General features: G+C 51.1%; 16 protein-coding genes. 14 read left to right on the top strand and 2 right to left on the bottom strand.

From position 1 onward, the window contains the following. Window position 1: 1 nt before the first annotated feature. Both deoC and KTH89_RS07565 read left to right on the top strand, forming a co-directional pair. Window positions 2–700 (top strand): deoxyribose-phosphate aldolase, encoded by a 699-nt coding sequence (gene deoC, locus KTH89_RS07570; protein ID WP_238721259.1) that lies wholly within the window; start codon window positions 2–4, stop codon window positions 698–700. 25 nt (window positions 701–725) lie between these two features. Next, on the top strand, window positions 726–2,075 hold the full coding sequence (locus KTH89_RS07565) for a hypothetical protein (RefSeq protein ID WP_238721258.1): 1,350 nt from the start codon (window positions 726–728) through the stop codon (window positions 2,073–2,075). A gap of 27 nt (window positions 2,076–2,102) precedes the next feature. Here the strand turns inward: KTH89_RS07565 and KTH89_RS07560 are convergent, their stop codons facing one another. After that, entirely contained in the window at window positions 2,103–3,137 is a 1,035-nt protein-coding gene (locus KTH89_RS07560) for a LacI family DNA-binding transcriptional regulator (RefSeq protein ID WP_238721257.1), read from the bottom strand. 333 nt (window positions 3,138–3,470) lie between these two features. On the opposite strand from KTH89_RS07560, the gene KTH89_RS07555 reads away from it, so the two are divergent. The 9 genes from KTH89_RS07555 (at window position 3,471) to KTH89_RS07515 (ending at window position 13,075) form a co-directional block, all read left to right on the top strand. After that, window positions 3,471–4,814 carry a GH1 family beta-glucosidase gene (locus tag KTH89_RS07555; RefSeq protein WP_238721256.1) on the top strand — a complete coding sequence of 448 codons (1,344 nt, stop codon included), beginning with the start codon at window positions 3,471–3,473 and terminating at the stop codon, window positions 4,812–4,814. 56 nt (window positions 4,815–4,870) lie between these two features. Continuing rightward, entirely contained in the window at window positions 4,871–5,590 is a 720-nt protein-coding gene (locus KTH89_RS07550; RefSeq protein WP_238721255.1) for an SDR family NAD(P)-dependent oxidoreductase, read from the top strand. Between the two features lie 36 nt (window positions 5,591–5,626). Further along, the gene (locus KTH89_RS07545; RefSeq protein ID WP_238721254.1) at window positions 5,627–6,976 is read left to right on the top strand and encodes an ABC transporter substrate-binding protein; all 1,350 of its coding nucleotides are present in this window, start codon (window positions 5,627–5,629) and stop codon (window positions 6,974–6,976) included. Between the two features lie 82 nt (window positions 6,977–7,058). Continuing rightward, entirely contained in the window at window positions 7,059–7,979 is a 921-nt protein-coding gene (locus tag KTH89_RS07540; protein WP_238721253.1) for a carbohydrate ABC transporter permease, read from the top strand. Further along, complete coding sequence (locus KTH89_RS07535) at window positions 7,964–8,821, top strand: carbohydrate ABC transporter permease (RefSeq protein ID WP_238721252.1); 858 nt, start codon at window positions 7,964–7,966, stop codon at window positions 8,819–8,821. Before KTH89_RS07540 ends, KTH89_RS07535 begins: the two co-directional genes overlap by 16 nt. Window positions 8,822–8,863: 42 nt before the next feature. After that, entirely contained in the window at window positions 8,864–9,379 is a 516-nt protein-coding gene (locus tag KTH89_RS07530) for a VOC family protein (protein WP_238721251.1), read from the top strand. Window positions 9,380–9,409: 30 nt separating this feature from the next. Beyond that, window positions 9,410–9,871: a VOC family protein gene (locus tag KTH89_RS07525; protein ID WP_238721250.1), complete on the top strand. Its 462-nt coding sequence runs from the start codon at window positions 9,410–9,412 to the stop codon at window positions 9,869–9,871. Between the two features lie 29 nt (window positions 9,872–9,900). Then, a complete protein-coding gene (locus KTH89_RS07520; RefSeq protein ID WP_238721249.1) occupies window positions 9,901–10,578 on the top strand; it encodes an SDR family NAD(P)-dependent oxidoreductase in 678 nt (225 codons plus the stop codon). 256 nt (window positions 10,579–10,834) lie between these two features. Beyond that, complete coding sequence (locus tag KTH89_RS07515; RefSeq protein WP_238721248.1) at window positions 10,835–13,075, top strand: glycyl radical protein; 2,241 nt, start codon at window positions 10,835–10,837, stop codon at window positions 13,073–13,075. Between the two features lie 24 nt (window positions 13,076–13,099). Here the strand turns inward: KTH89_RS07515 and KTH89_RS07510 are convergent, their stop codons facing one another. Further along, window positions 13,100–13,402 carry a BRO family protein gene (locus KTH89_RS07510; protein WP_158348867.1) on the bottom strand — a complete coding sequence of 101 codons (303 nt, stop codon included), beginning with the start codon at window positions 13,400–13,402 and terminating at the stop codon, window positions 13,100–13,102. A 517-nt stretch (window positions 13,403–13,919) separates the two neighbouring features. Here KTH89_RS07510 and KTH89_RS07505 point away from each other — a divergent pair. The 3 genes from KTH89_RS07505 to KTH89_RS07495 are packed head-to-tail and all read left to right on the top strand — an operon-like array spanning window position 13,920 to window position 17,723. After that, window positions 13,920–16,160: a pyruvate formate lyase family protein gene (locus KTH89_RS07505; RefSeq protein WP_238721247.1), complete on the top strand. Its 2,241-nt coding sequence runs from the start codon at window positions 13,920–13,922 to the stop codon at window positions 16,158–16,160. Window positions 16,161–16,198: 38 nt separating this feature from the next. Beyond that, a complete protein-coding gene (locus KTH89_RS07500; RefSeq protein ID WP_158348385.1) occupies window positions 16,199–16,453 on the top strand; it encodes a glycine radical domain-containing protein in 255 nt (84 codons plus the stop codon). 22 nt (window positions 16,454–16,475) lie between these two features. Further along, the gene (locus tag KTH89_RS07495) at window positions 16,476–17,723 is read left to right on the top strand and encodes a substrate-binding domain-containing protein (protein WP_238721246.1); all 1,248 of its coding nucleotides are present in this window, start codon (window positions 16,476–16,478) and stop codon (window positions 17,721–17,723) included. Window positions 17,724–17,772 lie beyond the last annotated feature (49 nt).

Genomic DNA, 17,772 nt, shown 5'->3' with positions numbered 1-17,772 from the left:
AATGAACAGTAAGACAATTACAAGGGAAGAACTGTGCGGATTGTTTGACCACACAAATTTAAAAGCCTATGCGCAGGAAGAGGATTTCAAAAAGCTCTGTGACGAGGCCGCCGCGAACCATTTCGCCATGGTGGCGATCAATTCCGCTCCGGTGGCGCTCTGCCATAAATTGCTGAAAGGAAGCGGCGTGCATGTGGGAGCGGCGATATCCTTTCCGCTGGGACAGACAACGGTGAATACGAAGGCGTTCGAAGCGGAACAGGCGATTCAGGATGGCGCGGACGAGATCGACTATGTCATCCATATCGGGCAGCTGAAACAGAAAAATACGGCGTATATCAAAGAGGAAATGGAAACGATGGTCCGTCTCTGCCGCAGCCATCAGGTAATCTGCAAGGTCATCTTTGAAAATTGTTATTTGACCAAAGAAGAAATTAAAACGGCAGCGGAGATTGCCAGAGAGGTAAGGCCGGATTTTATCAAGACCAGCACGGGCTTCGGGACTTCCGGCGCTCTGTATGAGGATGTTCTGCTGATGAAGAAGACGGTGGGAGATCTGGTTAAGGTTAAGGCGGCCGGGGGAATCCGGGACTGGGAGACCTGCAGCCGGATGATCGACGCGGGGGCGGAACGGATCGGAACCAGCAGCGGTTTGCTGATACTGGAACAGTTTGACCGGGCGAGACAGCAGCGAGGCTAAGAGAGAACGAAGGGAGGATTATGGGATGGATCAGGCAAAAGCGTTGCTTCAACCCCTCTATATGAGAGAGGCAAATGAAAGGGAACGGCAGGAATTTAAGGATCAGGTGAAAAATCTGGAAAGCATGTATGAGGAGGAAGCGGTATTCCTAAGCCCGCTGGAATTGGGATCTATGATTCCTCAGGAGGCGGACGCCGTCGTGTTTCCGCAGATGCTGGGCGCTGTTTTTGGTTATAAAGAGGCGCTTAAAGAACTTCGGATTCCCATCCTGGTATTGACCTCTGAATTCGGCACGGTGGAAATGTGGGATTGGGAAATTGTATCCTATCTGCGGGAAGAATTGGGGTGCAATGTATTTTCCCCTTATCGCGTGGAAATGGCGAAGGTCGTCATGCGTGCAATAGCCGCCGGCCGCCGGATGCGAGGCGGTTTAAAATTCCTGATGTTCCAGGATGATCCCGGCGAGGGGATGCAGGCTTACATATTCAAACGGTTTTACTGGTGGGAAACGGAGTGCCGTGAGCGGATTGAACAGGCTTTCGGCGTTCAGATCATATTTTCCAGCTGGAAGGAAGTCAATGACCGTGCGGCGCAGATAAGCGACGAACAGGCCTGGAAGCTTTGGGAGGAACGAAAGGTTCCCGTGCAGGAAGTATCAAAGGAGAGTATCCTTCGGGCGGTAAAATTATATATTGCCATCAAAGAGGAGGCGGATGAACTGGGAGATGTCTGCGCGGTGGGCAGCAACTGCCTGAATGAATCGTTTCTATCCCGGACGACGCCCTGTCTCGCCTATGACTGGCTGTTTGAATATGATCATATCTTATGGGCCTGCGAGGGAGATCTGGTCACGCTGATCAGCAAATTTATCCTGTACAGCGCGCTGAAGCATCCGGTTATGATGACGAATATCTATCCTTTCCTGGTGGGAATGGCTGCGCTGAAGCATGAGAAGATTATGGAGTTTCCGGACATTGAGGATCCGGATAATCATGCGCTTGGGGTTCACTGCGGATACTTCGGCTTTGCGCCCAGATGTTTCTGCGATCAATGGGTCATGAAACCGAAGGTATTAGAGATTGTGAATCAGGATGCGATCGTCATCGACTGCCGGATGAAGACGGGGGATGTCACGTTGGCGAAGCTCCACCCGAATATGAAGGTGCTCACTATTATAGAAGCACAGATCGAGGACTACGTGCAGTATCCCGGATCGGATTGCCGAAACGGCGCACTGCTCAAATATAAAAACAACAGCGGCCACAAGGTGATGGAGAAGCTTTCTTCTCATCACGCCATTATTGTCCAGGGCAATGTCACGCCGGAATTATTGCTGCTGGCCGGAGTATATGGATTTGAGACCGAGGTGCTTTAGCAGACGCCTGAGGCGCCTGCACCGCTGTTAATTCGTAATCGGACGGGTGGACTCCCTCAGAATGATATCGGTCTGATACTGGGTGAACTCATAGGGTAGAGAGGGATTTTTGATCCGGTTTAAAACCTTATGCGCCGCCTGCCGGCCCAGATATTCGGAATGGGCGTCCACCGTCGTAATCGAAGGAAACTGTCTGGCTGCTTCGGACAGATTATCAAAACCCACCACGGACACCTGGTCCGGAATTTTATAGTTCAGTTCCTTTAAGGCGCTGGAAAGCTCGATGGCATGCAGGTCGTTTACGCAGAGAAAGGCATCCGGCAGTCGCTCCATAGCGGTCAGCCGTTCTTTGATATAAGAGATGCATTCCTCGACGGAGAAGCGCGTCAGGTCCTCCGTAATACAGTTCTCCGGGTGATACGGGAGATGGGAGAGGGTCAGGGCGTCCCGGAAGGCGTGCCAGCGCTGGGCGATGGAAAAGCAGTAATCCGTGTATCCCACAAATCCGAAGTTCTTTCGGCCCTGTTTGATCAAAATGTCCATAATCTCATGGACGGAATTGGCATTTTCGGTGGCCACAATATCCGTCCGTCCTGAAAACAGATAGGAATTCGCAAAGGTATCTACGAATACGGACGGAATATCCAGGGCTATGATTTCTTCCCAATAGGGAACGTTGAAAATATTAAATGAAATAATGCCCGCAATGGAACCGTCATACAAAGAAGGCGGAATCGTGATATCGGAATCGTCGCCGTCCCGTACGATATTCAAAACCAGCGCATAGCCGTTCTTTTTCAGCGTGCGCTCAATACCTGCCAACAGGTTATTCAGATATTCCGTATTTTCCAGATGATAGGTAAACATAATGCTTCCCTTCTGAAACGGAAGCTTTGCAGGAGCGGCGGATGAGGACGTATCGTCCGCCGCGCCGATGTAATCCAGTACCAGTTTTGTTGTTTTCTCCGATACGCCGGATTTTCCGCTCAATACCTTGGATACGGTATTGCGTGACAGCTGAAGTTCCGCTGCAATCTCTTTGATCGTCAATTTTCTTTTCATTTTGTTATCCCTCGATTGTGTCTGATTTTGAGACGAATTTTTGAAAACAGGTGTATATCCATAATGGCTTTTAAACGGTTATACGATTTCTATGTTTTCTATTATAATCTGTTACAGCACAAATTTCAATAGAAATTGTGCATATACATCATGCACAAAATCACTAATTTTTCATATGATGCACAAAAATGTGCAATATTAAAAGGATAAATGCAAAAAAAGTGTTGACTAGCATGCAAAAAGGTGCTAAAATAAGAAACATCAAGTAACAAAAAAATGTGCATAATTAAATGCACAAATGCACAATCTATGGAAAAGGAGAGTGTCATTGATATGGAATATGAATTTCCAAAAGATTTTGAATGGGGTGTTGCCACCGCTTCGTATCAGGTGGAAGGAGCCTGGCAGGAAGACGGAAAGGGAGAGAGCATATGGGACCGTTTTTCCCATATTCCCGGAAATATCGTTGATCTCACCAACGGAGACCGGGCCTGCGATTTTTACCACCGCTACCGGGAAGACGTTGATCTGGCCTGCAGCCTGGGGATTCAGGTGTACCGGTTGTCCGTCAGCTGGCCCAGGATATTTCCAAACGGCAGGGGAGAAAAAAACGAAAAGAGCATTGAGTTTTACCGGAACGTATTAAACTACATAAAAGAAAAGGGAATGAAGACGTCGCTTACCCTGTATCACTGGGACCTGCCGCAGAAACTGCAGGACGAAGGGGGCTGGTGCAACCGGGAGATCGTAGAGGACTTTAAGAACTACGCGGTTACCCTGTTCGAAGCGTACGGTTCCCTGGTGGATTATTGGATTACCTTAAACGAGCCATATTGCAGTTCCTTCCTGGGATATTGGAAGGGAGAGCATGCGCCGGGCTACCATGATTATTCCATGGCTCTTGCGGCAGCACATCATCTGCTGATGTCCCACGGAACGGCGGTGAAGGCCTACCGCAGTATGGGACTACCCGGAAAGATCGGAATTACGCTGAATATGAACCAGCCTTATCCGGCAGACATTAAGAACGAAGAGGATCAAAAAGCGGCGGAGCGGATGCGGATGCAGAATAACCAGCTGTTTGGAGATCCGGTCATGAAGGGGACCTATCCCCAGGAGTTGTTTGATTTTCTGAAAGGACAGGGGGTTGTCCTGCCGGATGTCAGGGAAGGGGATCTGGAGCTGATCCATCAGCCCATCGATTTCCTTGGGCTGAATAACTACTTTGCGGATATTGTCAAAGCGGACGACGGAGCGTGGCCGCTAATGGCTTCGCTTACCACCAAGGGCCTTCCGGTGACGGATGCGGGCTGGGAGGTATATCCGGAGAGTATGTATGATCTGCTCACATGGATACAGGATACCTACCAACCGCCGGAAATTATTATTACGGAAAATGGGGCCGCCTGCAATGACTGGATCAACAGCGACGGAAGGATCGAGGATACCAACCGGATCGATTATCTGAAACGGTATCTGGGGGAAGTACACCGGGCGGTCAAAGACGGTGTTCCGGTAAAAGGCTATTATGTCTGGTGCTTTACGGATAACTTTGAGTGGGCATGGGGACTTTCCAGAAGGTTCGGCATTGTTTATATGGATTATGAGACGCAGAAACGCACACCCAAGGACAGCGCTTTCTGGTACAAACAGGTAGTCGAAAATAACGGTTTATAAAAATTATCCGATACACATTCGTCTTTCATAATTTTAAGCAGAAGGGAGGGAGCTATTTGGAAAAAAACGTTGTAGTGACGGGAGCAGGGCAGGGGCTGGGAAATTGTGTTGTGAGGAAATCCCTGGAAGAAGGGTTTCGGGTCTACGCCGTCGACAGAACGATCACGGAGGAATTAAACAGTCTCAAAAACCGGTATCCGGAACAGCTGGAAGTTCTGCGCTGCGATATTTCTTCTATGGCCGATGTTGACAGAACCGGAGAATTTATCAAAGCGCATACGAAACGGATTGACATTTTATATAATATCGCGGGGATCTACCGTTTCCGTGACAAAGTAGGACTTGCGGACACAAATATGGAATCGGAAGCATTTCTCACCATGTATGATGTAAATGCCGTAGGGCCGCTGCGTATGTGCAAGGCGCTGGCGGACAGACTGGGCGGCGGAAGCGTGATTATTAATATTTCCTCCGAGGCGGGAAGCATCGGAAGCTGCTGGAGGACGCAGGAATATGCGTATTGTATGTCGAAAGCGGCGCTGAACATGGGAGCGAAGATCCTGTCGAATGAATTAAAAGACCGGGATATCAGGATATTCAATCTGCATCCGGGCTGGCTGAAAACCTCCATGGGGGGCGAGGAAGCGATGAAGAGTGAGGAAGCGGTAACGCCGGAGGAATCAGCCGGACACATTATGCAGATTGCGGAACATCCGGAAACCGTTCCGAAGGACCGGATGTTTATGGAGTACACAATGGAACCGCTGGTCTGGTAGCAGGGAAGCGGTAAAAAGGGTAAAGGAGAAAGGATAATGAAAAGAATGAAAAAAATTGGGGCGTTATTGTTAGCATTGGTAATGGTACTTTCTATGGCTGCCGGCTGCGGGTCCAAGGCTGCGGAATCGGCAGAACAGCCGAAGGATGCCGCCGGTACGAAGAGTGAAGCGGCGGATGACACAAAGAGCGAGGCAGCGGATAATACGGCGTCTACCGGCGAGAAAACCAAAATTACCGCCTGGATGGGCAGCTGGTGGGAGAGCGAGGTTCCCAGGCTGAAAGCCGGATTCGAAGAAAAATATCCGGAGTATGAGCTGACGATTGAATGCCTGCCGATCAATAATTACATTGAAGCCGCAGTGACATCGATCTTGGGGGGAAATGCGCCGGATGCGCTGGCGCTGGACGGACTTATGGTGGCGACTCCGGTAGGCCAGAATTTGCTGCAGCCGATGGACGATTTTATGTCCCGGTATGGCTGGGAGCAGGACCAGTTCAGCCCCGGAGCCATGAAAAACGGTATTATGAACGACACGGTATATGCGGTTCCTTACCGCACGGCTCCGAATGCCATGTTTTATAATAAAACCCTGTTTGACAAAGCGGGTCTTCCCTATCCTACCGATAACATGCCGCTGGATCAATTCCTGGAGACCGCAGAGAAGCTGACGAACGCTTCGGAGGGTGTCTATGGATACGGAATCGCAGGTTCGAAGAACGATCCCGCCAACGTCATCACCTCCCTGGGCTGTTTCTTATGGTCGAAGGGCGGGGATTTCTTGACCGAAGACATGACGGCCAGTGCGATGGATACGGCGGAGTCTGTGGAAGGTGTGAAATTCTGGTCGGAATTATATACAAAGTATAAAGTAGTTCCGGAAGGCTGCATCAACTATGCAATCTCCGCAGACTTAATTCCGATGGCTCAGAACGGACAGCTGGCTATGGTGCCGATCGACGCAGTCAGCGCCAGCTCCATGGATGAATATGCAAAGAAAAACGGATTTGAATGGGATATGTGCGTAGCTCCCGGTACCGAGGACCGTGCGGCCGCGTGGCTGTGGACGATACCGACAGGGGCAAAGAACGTGGACGGCGCTGAGAAATTCATCGACTACTTCCTGCAGCCGGAAGTGCTGGCGGATCAGGATGTGGTGATGCCTGCGGTAATCGAGGCGCAGAGCATCGGTGTGTGGACGGATCCTCTATATGAAGCATTCTGGCGGGCGGATGCCAATGCGAAGAAATTCCCTCCGCTGACTCCGCAGTGGAATGAGATTCAGAATATCGTGATTACGGGACTCCAGAATGTGCTGCAGGGGGCGGCCACTCCGGAGGACGCATGCAAATCCATGTCTGACGAGATTAACGGACTGCTGAAATAAGAAACCGCAGGAAAGCAAAGATTGGCTTCAGGAAGAGCGTATTCCTGAAGCCAAAAAAATAAGAAAGTGGGGGTGGTCCGGGGTGAAGAGAAGCACTAGGCGGATGCTGGTAGGAATGTTATTTGTCGCACCCAGTGCGATTGCAATCATCCTGATGATGGTGTATCCCATCTTACAGATAACAGGATTCAGCTTCTCCAAAATAACTCTGCCATTTTTTGACATGTCTTTCACGGGACTGGATAATTTTAAAAATATTTTCTCAAAAGCGGAAATGGGAACGATCGTCAAGAACACGCTGATCTGGACGATTCTGTCTATGGTGCTGAGGGTCGTCTTAGGATTTGCCGCTGCAATGGTTATGGAAAGCAAATTCCGGGGGATGAAGATTTTAAGAACCTGCGCGCTGATCCCCTGGGTAATCCCTTCCATCGTGGCTTCGAATACCTGGAGGTGGATCTATAGCGCCGATAACGGGCTGTTGAACACGGTGCTGCGGATGATTAATCCGGATCTGGCCGCCAACTGGCTGGGTTCCGCCTCTACCGCGTTGACGTCGGTCATCATAGCTTACTCCTGGGCGGGATTTCCGTTTATCATGCTGATGCTGGTGGCAGCTATGCAGGGAATCCCGATGGACTATAAGGAAGCTGCGAAGATTGACGGGGCCAACAGCCTGCAGGTATTCCGCTACATTACGCTGCCTTCCTTAAAACAGATACTTACGATGTTAATTGTTCTGGAATTCATCAATGGAATCAACTCCTTCGACATGCTGTATGTCATGACCGGGGGAGGGCCGGGAATCGCATCCGAGGTCATCGGCCTGACGATATACCGGTACGCGTTTAAGAATTTGGATTTTGCAACGGCATCCACCATTAGTTTTCTCATTATCATCGTTATGATTATCGCGTTCCTGTTCTATGTCCCGGCCAGCGCGAAAGGCCGGAATAAGGGAGACGGAGCGAAAAGGAGGGGAATACGATGGAAAAAGAACTGAAGAAAAAGTCATCCTCGGGCAGACGGGTAAAACATCTCGCCATATGGCTGCTGGCAATCTTTATCGTATTGTTTTCCGTGGTGCCTTTTTTATGGGCGGTGTCCACATCTTTGAAGGATGAGGTTTCCGTCTATGCATCACAGCCCACCTTGCTGCCCCATCCGGTAACCTTTGAGAATTATAAGGCGGTGTTTACCGATTCGAATATGATGAAGAGCTTCGGCAACACCATCAAGGTATCGGTGCTCTCCACCATCGTCTCCACGGTGGTGGCGGTGCTGGGAGCCTACGGGTTCTCCCGCTACAAGTTCCCCGGCAGTAAAACGCTGCTGACCTCCATACTGTTCACCAGGCTGCTGCCCAGGGTGACTCTGCTGGTCCCGTTTTATATCACCATATCAAAGCTGCATCTGATCAATACGTATTCGGGTCTGGTTTTGCTGTATCTGGTGGTGGGGATACCGGTGTCGATCTGGCTGATGAAGGGATTTATCGACGCGTTGCCCTACGAAGTGGAGGAGGCGGCCGTCGTGGACGGCTGCAATGCATTTCAGGTGCTGATAAAGATTGTGGTCCCGATGGTTGCGCCGGCAATCGCTACCGTGGCTATGTTTTCTTTCATCCTGTCCTGGAATGAATTCCTCTTCCCGCTGCTGATGGCAAAGGATTCCGCAATCCGGCCGATCGCGGTGTCCCTGGCATTTTATATCGATGAATCGGGGATAAAGTGGGGCACGCTGATGGCGGCTTCCGTGCTGATGAGCGTACCGGCTATCATCTTTTTCTCGATCGCCCAGAAGTATATCGTGGCAGGGCTGAGCGAGGGAGCGGTAAAAGGCTGAGCGCGCCCAGAAATTATCAATAATAGAAAAGGGAGATTAAAGATGGCATTAGGAACGACAAAGGTCTGGCACTTGTCTTTTGTGGTCAGAGATTTAGAGACAGTAATCGGGAATTGGGCAGAACTGTTAGATGTACCGGTTCCTGAGATTATGCAGGTACCGGCTGCCGAAGAAGCGCCGGCTTATACGGACGACAGACTGGGAGATTATACGGACTGCCGGATCGCGGTTCTGGAAATGGAAAATATCAAGATGGAATTTGTGCAGCCGGGAGAAAGCGAAAGTCCCTGGAAAGATTTTCTTAAGAAGGAAGGGGAGGGCTTACAGCATATAAGCTTCCTCGTGCCGGACGCCAAGGAAGCGAAAGCCGCTTTAAATGAGAAGCTGGGAATCCATGACCCGTATCATATCGGCTTTTATCCGGACGGCACCTATGCGTTCTATTCCACGAAGGATAAACTGGGTACGGAGTTAAATATAAAGAGCGAAGAGTCCAATACGGATCTGATCAAACGGATCCTGGCGAACAGGGAAAAACCCCTGTCGGAGCTGCAATAGTCTACATAGTCGAAAAGGAGAAAAAAGAATATGGCTGAATTATTAAAAAGAACGGAATTTGCGCAAGTGGGTTTTATTGTAAGGGACATCGAAGAGACCAAACAGAAATTTGCCGCCCTGTTCGGGGTGGAGGTTCCGGAGACTATCGGCTGTGGGGAGTACGAAGTGACTCAGACGGAATATAAAGGAGAGGCGGCGCCGGAGGCAAAATGCCTGATGGCCTTCTTCGACTTAACTCCCGGTGTGCAGCTGGAACTGATCCAGCCCAACGAGGCCGCTTCCACCTGGCATGATTATCTGGAGGAGCATGGGGAAGGAATACATCACATTGCGTTTAATGTTCAGGGTATGAAGAAAACCGTTATAGAGTGTGAGAAATACGGGATGAAGCTAATGCAAAAAGGTGAGTACGGCGGCGGAGACGGCAGATATGCTTATATGGACGCTGGGAAAGATTTAAAATGTATCATTGAGCTATTGGAAAATGACTGAACCTGGCAGGAGAAAAAGGAGGACGGCGGATGAAGATTGTGGTAATTGGAGCGGATCAGGGGTTAGGAGAGAAACTCTGCGGGATAATCAGACAAAAGGGGCAGCAGGCCGCGGCCGGTATGTACCGGATCGAAAATGCGAAAAACAGCGGAGCGGAGGATGGTCACCTGCTGCTACTTACCGATGTAACGGATCCGGACTCCCTGCAAAGGGCGGCGGACGTGATCCGGTATTCCTGGGGCACGGCCGATGCGGTGGTGGATGTGGCCGGTGTGCTTACGGACGGGGACCGGACCCACAATCTGATGGATATTGACCTGCAGGATGTAAGAACGGAGCTGGAGGTAAACGCGATTGGCGTATTATCCGCATTCCGGGCTTTTTATCCGGTTCTGAACAAGAACGGCAGATTTGTTGCGGTAACCTCGGAGGGCGGAAGCTTTTCCAACAAGGGGGATATGTTCCCGAGTTATGGTATCTCAAAGACTGCGGCGAATAAGATCGTGCAGATCCTGCGGGAAACCGTGAAGGACGTGGAAATCATGGCGGTACATCCGGGCAGGATGAATACCGAGATGGGAAGGACTACGGCCGAAATCGAGCCGGAAGAGGCGGCGGAAGGGATCTACCGCATCGTGGCGGGAGAGACCCGGCTAAGAGAAGGGCTCTGGTTCATCGATTATAAGGGATGTGAAATGCCGCTTTAAGCAAGAGGAAAGACTCAGATTATTATAAACAACTCTGGAAGAGGGCCTGTGAAAAACAGGCCCTCTTTGTATTCCACGGGAAAGCGTTCTTATGGAAGAAATAAGAAAATAGTACACTTATATCCAAAAATCATCGGTTTCGGTGGGCGGACAGGAGATGCTAAAATAAAACTGCAGCATAAGAAAAGCGGCTGCAAAACAAAGTAGATAAAAATCAGGATAAAAAGAAAAGAGATCAAGTTGGGGAGGTTACGAAATGGCAATCAAAGATTCGTATCAGATTTCGACCGAGCCGGTCAGGACGGAGCGGATTGACAGGCTGCATCGGTATATCACGTCGTCGAAATACGGCATATGCGTGGAGCGGGGCAGGCTGCTGACGGAATATTACAGGGCGCACACCGATGAGGCGCCGATCAAACGCAGGGCGAACGGGATGAACCACGTGCTGCAGAATATGAGCATTTATATTCTGCCGGGCAGCATGTTCGCGGGCAATCAGGCGTCCCATCCCCGTTGGGCGCCGTTGTTTCCGGAATTTGACATGGAGTGGATGGAAAGCGAGATGTTAAACGGCGATCCGTATTTTCCGGATCAGCGCCCGGAGGACCGTTACATACTCCGTGAGGAGGATAAGCCTGCCATTCGGGAGATCTGTGATTTCTGGAAAGGCCAGACCGTGACAGATATGCTGCGCACAAGGCTGCCAAAGGAAGCCCTTGCCACCCATTTCCAAATCAAGGCGGCTGACATCGGCGCGTATTTCCAGGGCGGAGACGGGCATTTCGCGCCGGATCATCCGTGGCTGATTCAAAACGGCGTGCAGACTATCATCGATCAATGCGAAGAGGGGCTTGCCAATATTGATTACAAGAATGATCCCGAGTGCGTGAAGAAAAAAGATTTCTATGAAGCGGCTATGATAAGCGCCAACGCAATCATACAATTTGCCGCCCGCTACGCCGATCTTGCCGAAAAGCTGGCGGCGGAGGAAACCGATGAAACAAGGAAGCGGGAACTTCTGGAGATGGCCGGAATCTGCCGCCATGTGCCGAAGTATCCGGCCCGCAATTTCCGGGAAGCGCTGCAGTTTATTATATTTACCCATATCTGTATCCAGATTGAGGATAACGGAGCCGGTATTTCCTTTGGGCGCTACGACCAGTTCATGCAGCCGTACTATGAGGCGGGCATCGCGGACGGAACGCTGACCAGGGAGCTGGCCACCGAGCTGACCGAGAATTTCTTTTTGCAGATCTATACATGCAACAAAGTGCGCAGCTGGGTCGATACCGACTTTTTCCGGGGCGTACCCATGTTCCAGAACCTGACGATCGGCGGCGTAGATCCCGAGACCATGGCGGACGCCACCAACGATATGAGCTATATCGCTCTGGACGCCACCTACAACACGAGAGTGCCGCAGCCGTCCCTGACCGTGCGTTTCCACAAGAAGACGCCCATGGAATTCAAGATGCGCGTGGCAGAGGTGGTACGCCTTGGCACCGGCCTGCCGTCCATCTTTAACGACGAGGTTTACACAAGGGCTATGATGAACCGGGGCTATGAGATGAGGGATGCCTACAATTACTGCATCATCGGCTGCATCGAGCCGGGAGCGCCCGGACTTCTGGGCGGACGCACAGGCGGCGCATGGCTGAACTGCACGAAGGCGCTGGAGATGTCGCTCTATAACGGGAAAGACCCCCGCACCGGCATCTGCCTGCATGAAAATGCCAACGGCAAGACACTGGCTACCTTTGAGAGCTACCAGGAAGCGGAGGACGCGTTCACAGATCAGATGAAATATTACATCAAGATGGAAGCGATCCTTGAGAACACCATCGACCAGGTATGGGAAGAGAAACTGGAAGAGCCGATGGCGGCAATCTTCGCCTGCCCGACGACGACGATTCCGAGAGGCAAACCGATCAAGCAGGGCGGCGCGAAATACGATCTGACCGGCCAGCAGACGATTGGTACGGCAAATGTGGCAAACAGCCTGTATGTCATCAAGAAACTGATCTTTGAAGATAAAGTAATCACGGGAGCGCAGCTACAGCACGCTTTGGAGACAAACTGGCAGGATGAGACGACGACGCCCACCGGCCCGCAGATCAAGGCCATGTGCCTTGCGGTGCCGAAATACGGCAACGACGTGGATGAGGTAGACTTCCTGGCCCGCGACATGATGGCCATGATCGCAAAGGAGCTCTCCTCCTACAAGAACACGAGATACGGCAGAGGCCCCATCGGCGGAACGCTGCACTGCTCCACAAGCACCGTGTCCAGCAACACGCCCTTCGGTCATGTGTGCGGGGCTACGCCGGACGGACGGGAAGCTTACATGCCGGTAGCGGACGGACAGTCGCCTATGAGAGGGACGGACGTGAGCGGGCCGACGGCGGCAATCGCTTCGGTAGCGAAGCTGCACAACGAACTGTTTTCCTGCGGTTCCCTTTATAACATGAAGTTCAGCCCGGAAGAATTGGCTTAGCGTAAACGGATATGTTCTGCCTGCTTATACAAAAATGCCCCATCTGGATATGGAATCAGAGTCCATATACAGGTGGGGCATTTTCAGCAAGCGGTCTTGTCTTAAGAATTTTATCATTTTCCCGATCTCGGGAAAATGATTCTCCACCTCAAAACCACTGTTCTTGCAGGCCAGCATCGCTTTGTCAATTACTTTTCGGAAGTTATCCCATTTTGCGTAATCCAAAACAGAGCCAAGCTCTCGGGCATACCAAAATTCCATACCCTCATCGGTTGTATGCTTTATATCTTCAAAACGCTGATACTCTTTTGCTTTTAAGACAGCCATATTCATCACCACCTACGCTGAGTATAGCATATAATCCGACAAAAAAATACTCGATTTTACGCTCCTTTCTGTCCGGCATCACCTTATGGACCAGCCGGATGCGCTCACTGGCCAGGGTGTAGGTTTTTATGAGATACTCGCAGAGCTCCACGAGCTTTCACGTGGATGGACGGTGCGCCTATCGCCGCGTTGTGGGTATCTTCACAGTTTGGCAAGCTGCTTAAAAAGTTGAGATTGGCAGGTTATTCTATTATTTTTTATAGCTATGAGCACTTAGCGGCTGTCCTTTAGCCGCTTACGTGCGATGCATGAAAAATAGTCAGCGAGGCTTTTTCGAGCGCTACTATTTTTTATAGCTATGAGCACTACCCCCAAAATCCGGTTCCATGAAGTAAATCTAAAAATTATACACCTTTAGCAAAATATATTGGGTTTTAGAAAAATCCACAATTGCTATAATTTAATTAACCCAAAAATATACAAATCGTACAAGCGAACGATAGGGAGGAAAGAATTTATGGCAATTACAGATTCTTATCAAATTTCAACCGAGCCGGTTAGGTCAGAGCGGATCGACAAGCTGCATAAATACATTACAGCTTCCAAATACGGCGTATGTGTGGAAAGAGGTAAATTAATCACAGATTATTACAGAGATCACACCGATCAGGCCTCGATCATTCTCAGGGCCAACGCGATTGACCACGTGCTGCAGCACATGAGCATCTACCTTCTGCCGGGGAGCCTGTTCGCAGGCAATCAGGCGTCGCATCCGCGCTGGGCACCGCTGTTTCCCGAATATGAGGTGGAGTGGGTTGAGAAGGAAATGATCCATGAAGATCCGTATCCGCTCGACGAGCGTCCGGCAGACCGTTACATACTCCGCAAGGAGGATAAGCCGGTGATCCAGGAAATCTGCGACTGGTGGAAGGGAAATACCATCACGGATATGCTGCGCACAAGGCTTCCCAAAGAAGCGCTGGCGACGCATTATGACTTAAAAGCCGCCGATATCGGGACTTATTTCCAGGGCGGAGACGGACATTTCGCGCCGGATCATCCATGGCTGATTCAAAACGGCGTGCAGGCCATCATCGATCAGTGCGAAGAGGGGCTTGCCAACATCGATTACAAGAACGACCCCGAATGCGTGAAGAAAAAAGATTTCTATGAAGCGGCTATGATAAGCGCCAACGCAATCATTAAATTTGCCGCCCGCTACGCCGATCTGGCCGAAAAACTGGCTGCGGAGGAAACCGATGAAGCAAGGAAACAGGAGCTTTTGGAAATGGCCGAAATCTGCCGCCATGTACCGCGGAATCCGGCGCGCAACTTCAAAGAGGCGCTGCAATTCATCATCCTGACCCACATCTGCATCCAGATCGAGGACAGCGGCGCAGGCGTATCCTTCGGACGTTTCGACCAGTTCATGCAGCCTTACTATGAGGCGGGCATCGCGGACGGAACACTGACCAGGGAACTGGCCACCGAGCTGACCGAAAACTTCTTTTTACAGATCTATACATGCAACAAAGTGCGCAGCTGGATCGACACGGATTTCTACCGGGGCGTACCCATGTTCCAGAACCTGACGATCGGCGGCGTAGATCCCGAGACCATGGCGGACGCCACCAACGATATGAGCTATATTGCCCTGGACGCCACCTACAACACGAGAGTGCCGCAGCCGTCCCTGACCGTGCGTTTCCACAAGAAGACGCCCATGGAATTCAAGATGCGCGTGGCGGAGGTGGTACGCCTTGGCACCGGCCTGCCGTCCATCTTTAACGACGAGGTTTACACAAGGGCTATGATGAACCGGGGCTATGAGATGAGGGATGCCTACAATTACTGCATCATCGGCTGCATCGAGCCGGGAGCGCCCGGACTTCTGGGCGGACGCACAGGCGGCGCATGGCTGAACTGCACGAAGGCGCTGGAGATGTCGCTCTATAACGGGAAAGACCCCCGCACCGGCATCTGCCTGCATGAAAATGCCAACGGCAAGACACTGGCTACCTTTGAGAGCTACCAGGAAGCGGAGGACGCGTTCACGGATCAGATGAAATATTACATCAAGATGGAAGCGATCCTTGAGAACACCATCGACCAGGTATGGGAAGAGAAACTGGAAGAGCCGATGGCGGCAATCTTCGCCTGCCCGACGACGACGATTCCGAGAGGCAAACCGATCAAGCAGGGCGGCGCGAAATACGATCTGACCGGCCAGCAGACGATCGGCACGGCAAATGTGGCAAACAGCCTGTATGTCATCAAGAAACTGATCTTTGAAGATAAAGTAATCACGGGAGCGCAGCTACAGCACGCTTTGGAGACAAACTGGCAGGATGAGACGACGACGCCCACCGGCCCGCAGATCAAGGCCATGTGCCTCGCGGTGCCGAAATACGGCAACGACGTGGATGAGGTAGACTTCCTGGCCCGCGACATGATGGCCATGATCGCAAAGGAGCTCTCCTCCTACAAGAACACGAGATACGGCAGAGGCCCCATCGGCGGAACGCTGCACTGCTCCACAAGCACCGTGTCCAGCAACACGCCCTTCGGTCATGTGTGCGGGGCTACGCCGGACGGACGGGAAGCATACATGTCGGTAGCGGACGGACAGTCGCCCATGAGAGGGACGGACGTGAGCGGGCCGACGGCGGCAATCGCTTCGGTAGCGAAGCTGCACAACGAACTGTTTTCCTGCGGTTCGCTTTATAACATGAAGTTCAGCCCCGAAGAGCTGGCTTAAGAAATATTTAGAATGAAAATGGAAAGGATGGGATTTTAATGGAAAACACGGTACAGGTAAACAAAAACGACGGTTTAAAAAGATTCGTCAGTCTGATCGATCAGTATTTTGCAATGGGTGGCAACCAGATGCAGTTTAATGTAGTCAGTAAAAAAACGCTGCTGGAGGCGCAGAAGGATCCGGATAAATATGCCAATCTGCTGGTCCGCGTCGCAGGATACAGCGCTTATTTCACCCAGCTGTCAAAAGACGTGCAGGAAGACATCATTGCAAGAACTGAGGAAAAACTATAAATGTATTCTAAGGAGGAAGAACATGAAAAGAAAAGTTGCAAAATTCACTAGCATAGCGCTTATTTTGGCTATGACAATCTCCACCCTGGCAGGCTGCAGCAGTTCAGCGCCCGCAGAAGCTCCGAAAGCAGATACTCCGGACGCGTCAACTAGCGCTGCGCCGGATGCAGCGGATACGGCGGATAAATCGGGCGGAGCAGCCGCGGTGGATGCGGAAGGCGCGTTCCATGACACAGCCGAACTGGTTATTGATTATGAAAAAGCGGTAGATCCGAAGGGTGCGGATATCGTAGACGGTTCCTTCCAGGCAACACCGGAGGAAAAAGGCGCGCTTGCCACTCAGATGGTGGGTACCCAGAATCAGTTCGAAGGCATGAACATCGGCTTTTCCCAGCACCGTATCGCCGGCTCTGAGTGGTATGAGCAGCTGGTGGACTTCGCACAGGCGGAAGCGGATTACCTGGGCATAAATCTTACCATTTACGATGCAAACGACGATATGAACCAGCAGATCGCCGACGTGGAGACATTGATCAACCTGGGCATGGAGTCCATCATTGTCAATCCTTATAACTCCACCAATGTAGGACTGGATTCCATCATCGCGGCGGATATCCCGCTGACGGTTGTCAATCAGGCGGTGGACTTCAGCGGCCCGTTTACGTTCGTGTCCGCGGACGTACAGGATTCCGGTTATAAGACAGGTTTTGAGCTGGCCCGCTACTATGACGAAAAGAACGGCTGGAAGGACGAAGTGAAAGCGTTCGTATTGTCTTCCGCTCCGCAGGAAAAAGAATCTGATCTGCGCAGATGGGGGCAGGTCATGGGCTGGACCGATTACATGCTTGACAAGTACGGCAAAAACAATCTGAATATCGTGGCATACCAGTATTATCAGTGGCTGCCGGAACCGGCTATGAATGCAACGCTTGACGTGCTGCAGGCAAATCCTGATATCGACATCATTTTCGCCGCGTGCGACGGCGGCGCACAGGGCGTGGAAGCTGCTCTGGAGCAGATCGACCGGCTGGGCGATATTCTGGTATGTACGATTGACGGACGTAAATCTGTGCTGCAGTGGATTAAGGACGGCGACAAGGGTATGGTCTGCGACGCGTTCAACGATCCGAGACAGATGGGAAAATGGGCGGTTTACATGGCGGCATTGCAGGCATCCGGCGTATCGACGCCTTCCACCTTCTATGTTATGAACGATCTTGTTACCACAGAGAATGTGGATAACTACTTAGACCCGAATTCTACATATTAATTCTGAAACCGGAGACAGTCAAAAGCCGCCGCATCTGGATAAAAATCGC

Source organism: Diplocloster agilis (assembly GCF_019042275.1).
Classification (GTDB): domain Bacteria; phylum Bacillota; class Clostridia; order Lachnospirales; family Lachnospiraceae; genus Diplocloster; species Diplocloster agilis.
This window is presented reverse-complemented; position numbering and strand designations above follow the sequence as displayed.

What these genes read in the sequence shown, in the direction of transcription:
- KTH89_RS07515 (WP_238721248.1), top strand. Translation starts at nt 10,835, where the DNA reads ATGGCAATCAAAGATTCGTATCAGATTTCGACCGAGCCGGTCAGGACG.
- KTH89_RS07505 (WP_238721247.1), top strand. Translation starts at nt 13,920, where the DNA reads ATGGCAATTACAGATTCTTATCAAATTTCAACCGAGCCGGTTAGGTCA.
- KTH89_RS07545 (WP_238721254.1), top strand. Translation starts at nt 5,627, where the DNA reads ATGAAAAGAATGAAAAAAATTGGGGCGTTATTGTTAGCATTGGTAATG.
- KTH89_RS07565 (WP_238721258.1), top strand. Translation starts at nt 726, where the DNA reads ATGGATCAGGCAAAAGCGTTGCTTCAACCCCTCTATATGAGAGAGGCA.
- KTH89_RS07535 (WP_238721252.1), top strand. Translation starts at nt 7,964, where the DNA reads ATGGAAAAAGAACTGAAGAAAAAGTCATCCTCGGGCAGACGGGTAAAA.
- deoC (WP_238721259.1), top strand. Translation starts at nt 2, where the DNA reads ATGAACAGTAAGACAATTACAAGGGAAGAACTGTGCGGATTGTTTGAC.
- KTH89_RS07495 (WP_238721246.1), top strand. Translation starts at nt 16,476, where the DNA reads ATGAAAAGAAAAGTTGCAAAATTCACTAGCATAGCGCTTATTTTGGCT.
- KTH89_RS07500 (WP_158348385.1), top strand. Translation starts at nt 16,199, where the DNA reads ATGGAAAACACGGTACAGGTAAACAAAAACGACGGTTTAAAAAGATTC.
- KTH89_RS07525 (WP_238721250.1), top strand. Translation starts at nt 9,410, where the DNA reads ATGGCTGAATTATTAAAAAGAACGGAATTTGCGCAAGTGGGTTTTATT.
- KTH89_RS07520 (WP_238721249.1), top strand. Translation starts at nt 9,901, where the DNA reads ATGAAGATTGTGGTAATTGGAGCGGATCAGGGGTTAGGAGAGAAACTC.
- KTH89_RS07560 (WP_238721257.1), bottom strand. Translation starts at nt 3,137, where the DNA reads ATGAAAAGAAAATTGACGATCAAAGAGATTGCAGCGGAACTTCAGCTG.
- KTH89_RS07530 (WP_238721251.1), top strand. Translation starts at nt 8,864, where the DNA reads ATGGCATTAGGAACGACAAAGGTCTGGCACTTGTCTTTTGTGGTCAGA.
- KTH89_RS07510 (WP_158348867.1), bottom strand. Translation starts at nt 13,402, where the DNA reads ATGGCTGTCTTAAAAGCAAAAGAGTATCAGCGTTTTGAAGATATAAAG.
- KTH89_RS07555 (WP_238721256.1), top strand. Translation starts at nt 3,471, where the DNA reads ATGGAATATGAATTTCCAAAAGATTTTGAATGGGGTGTTGCCACCGCT.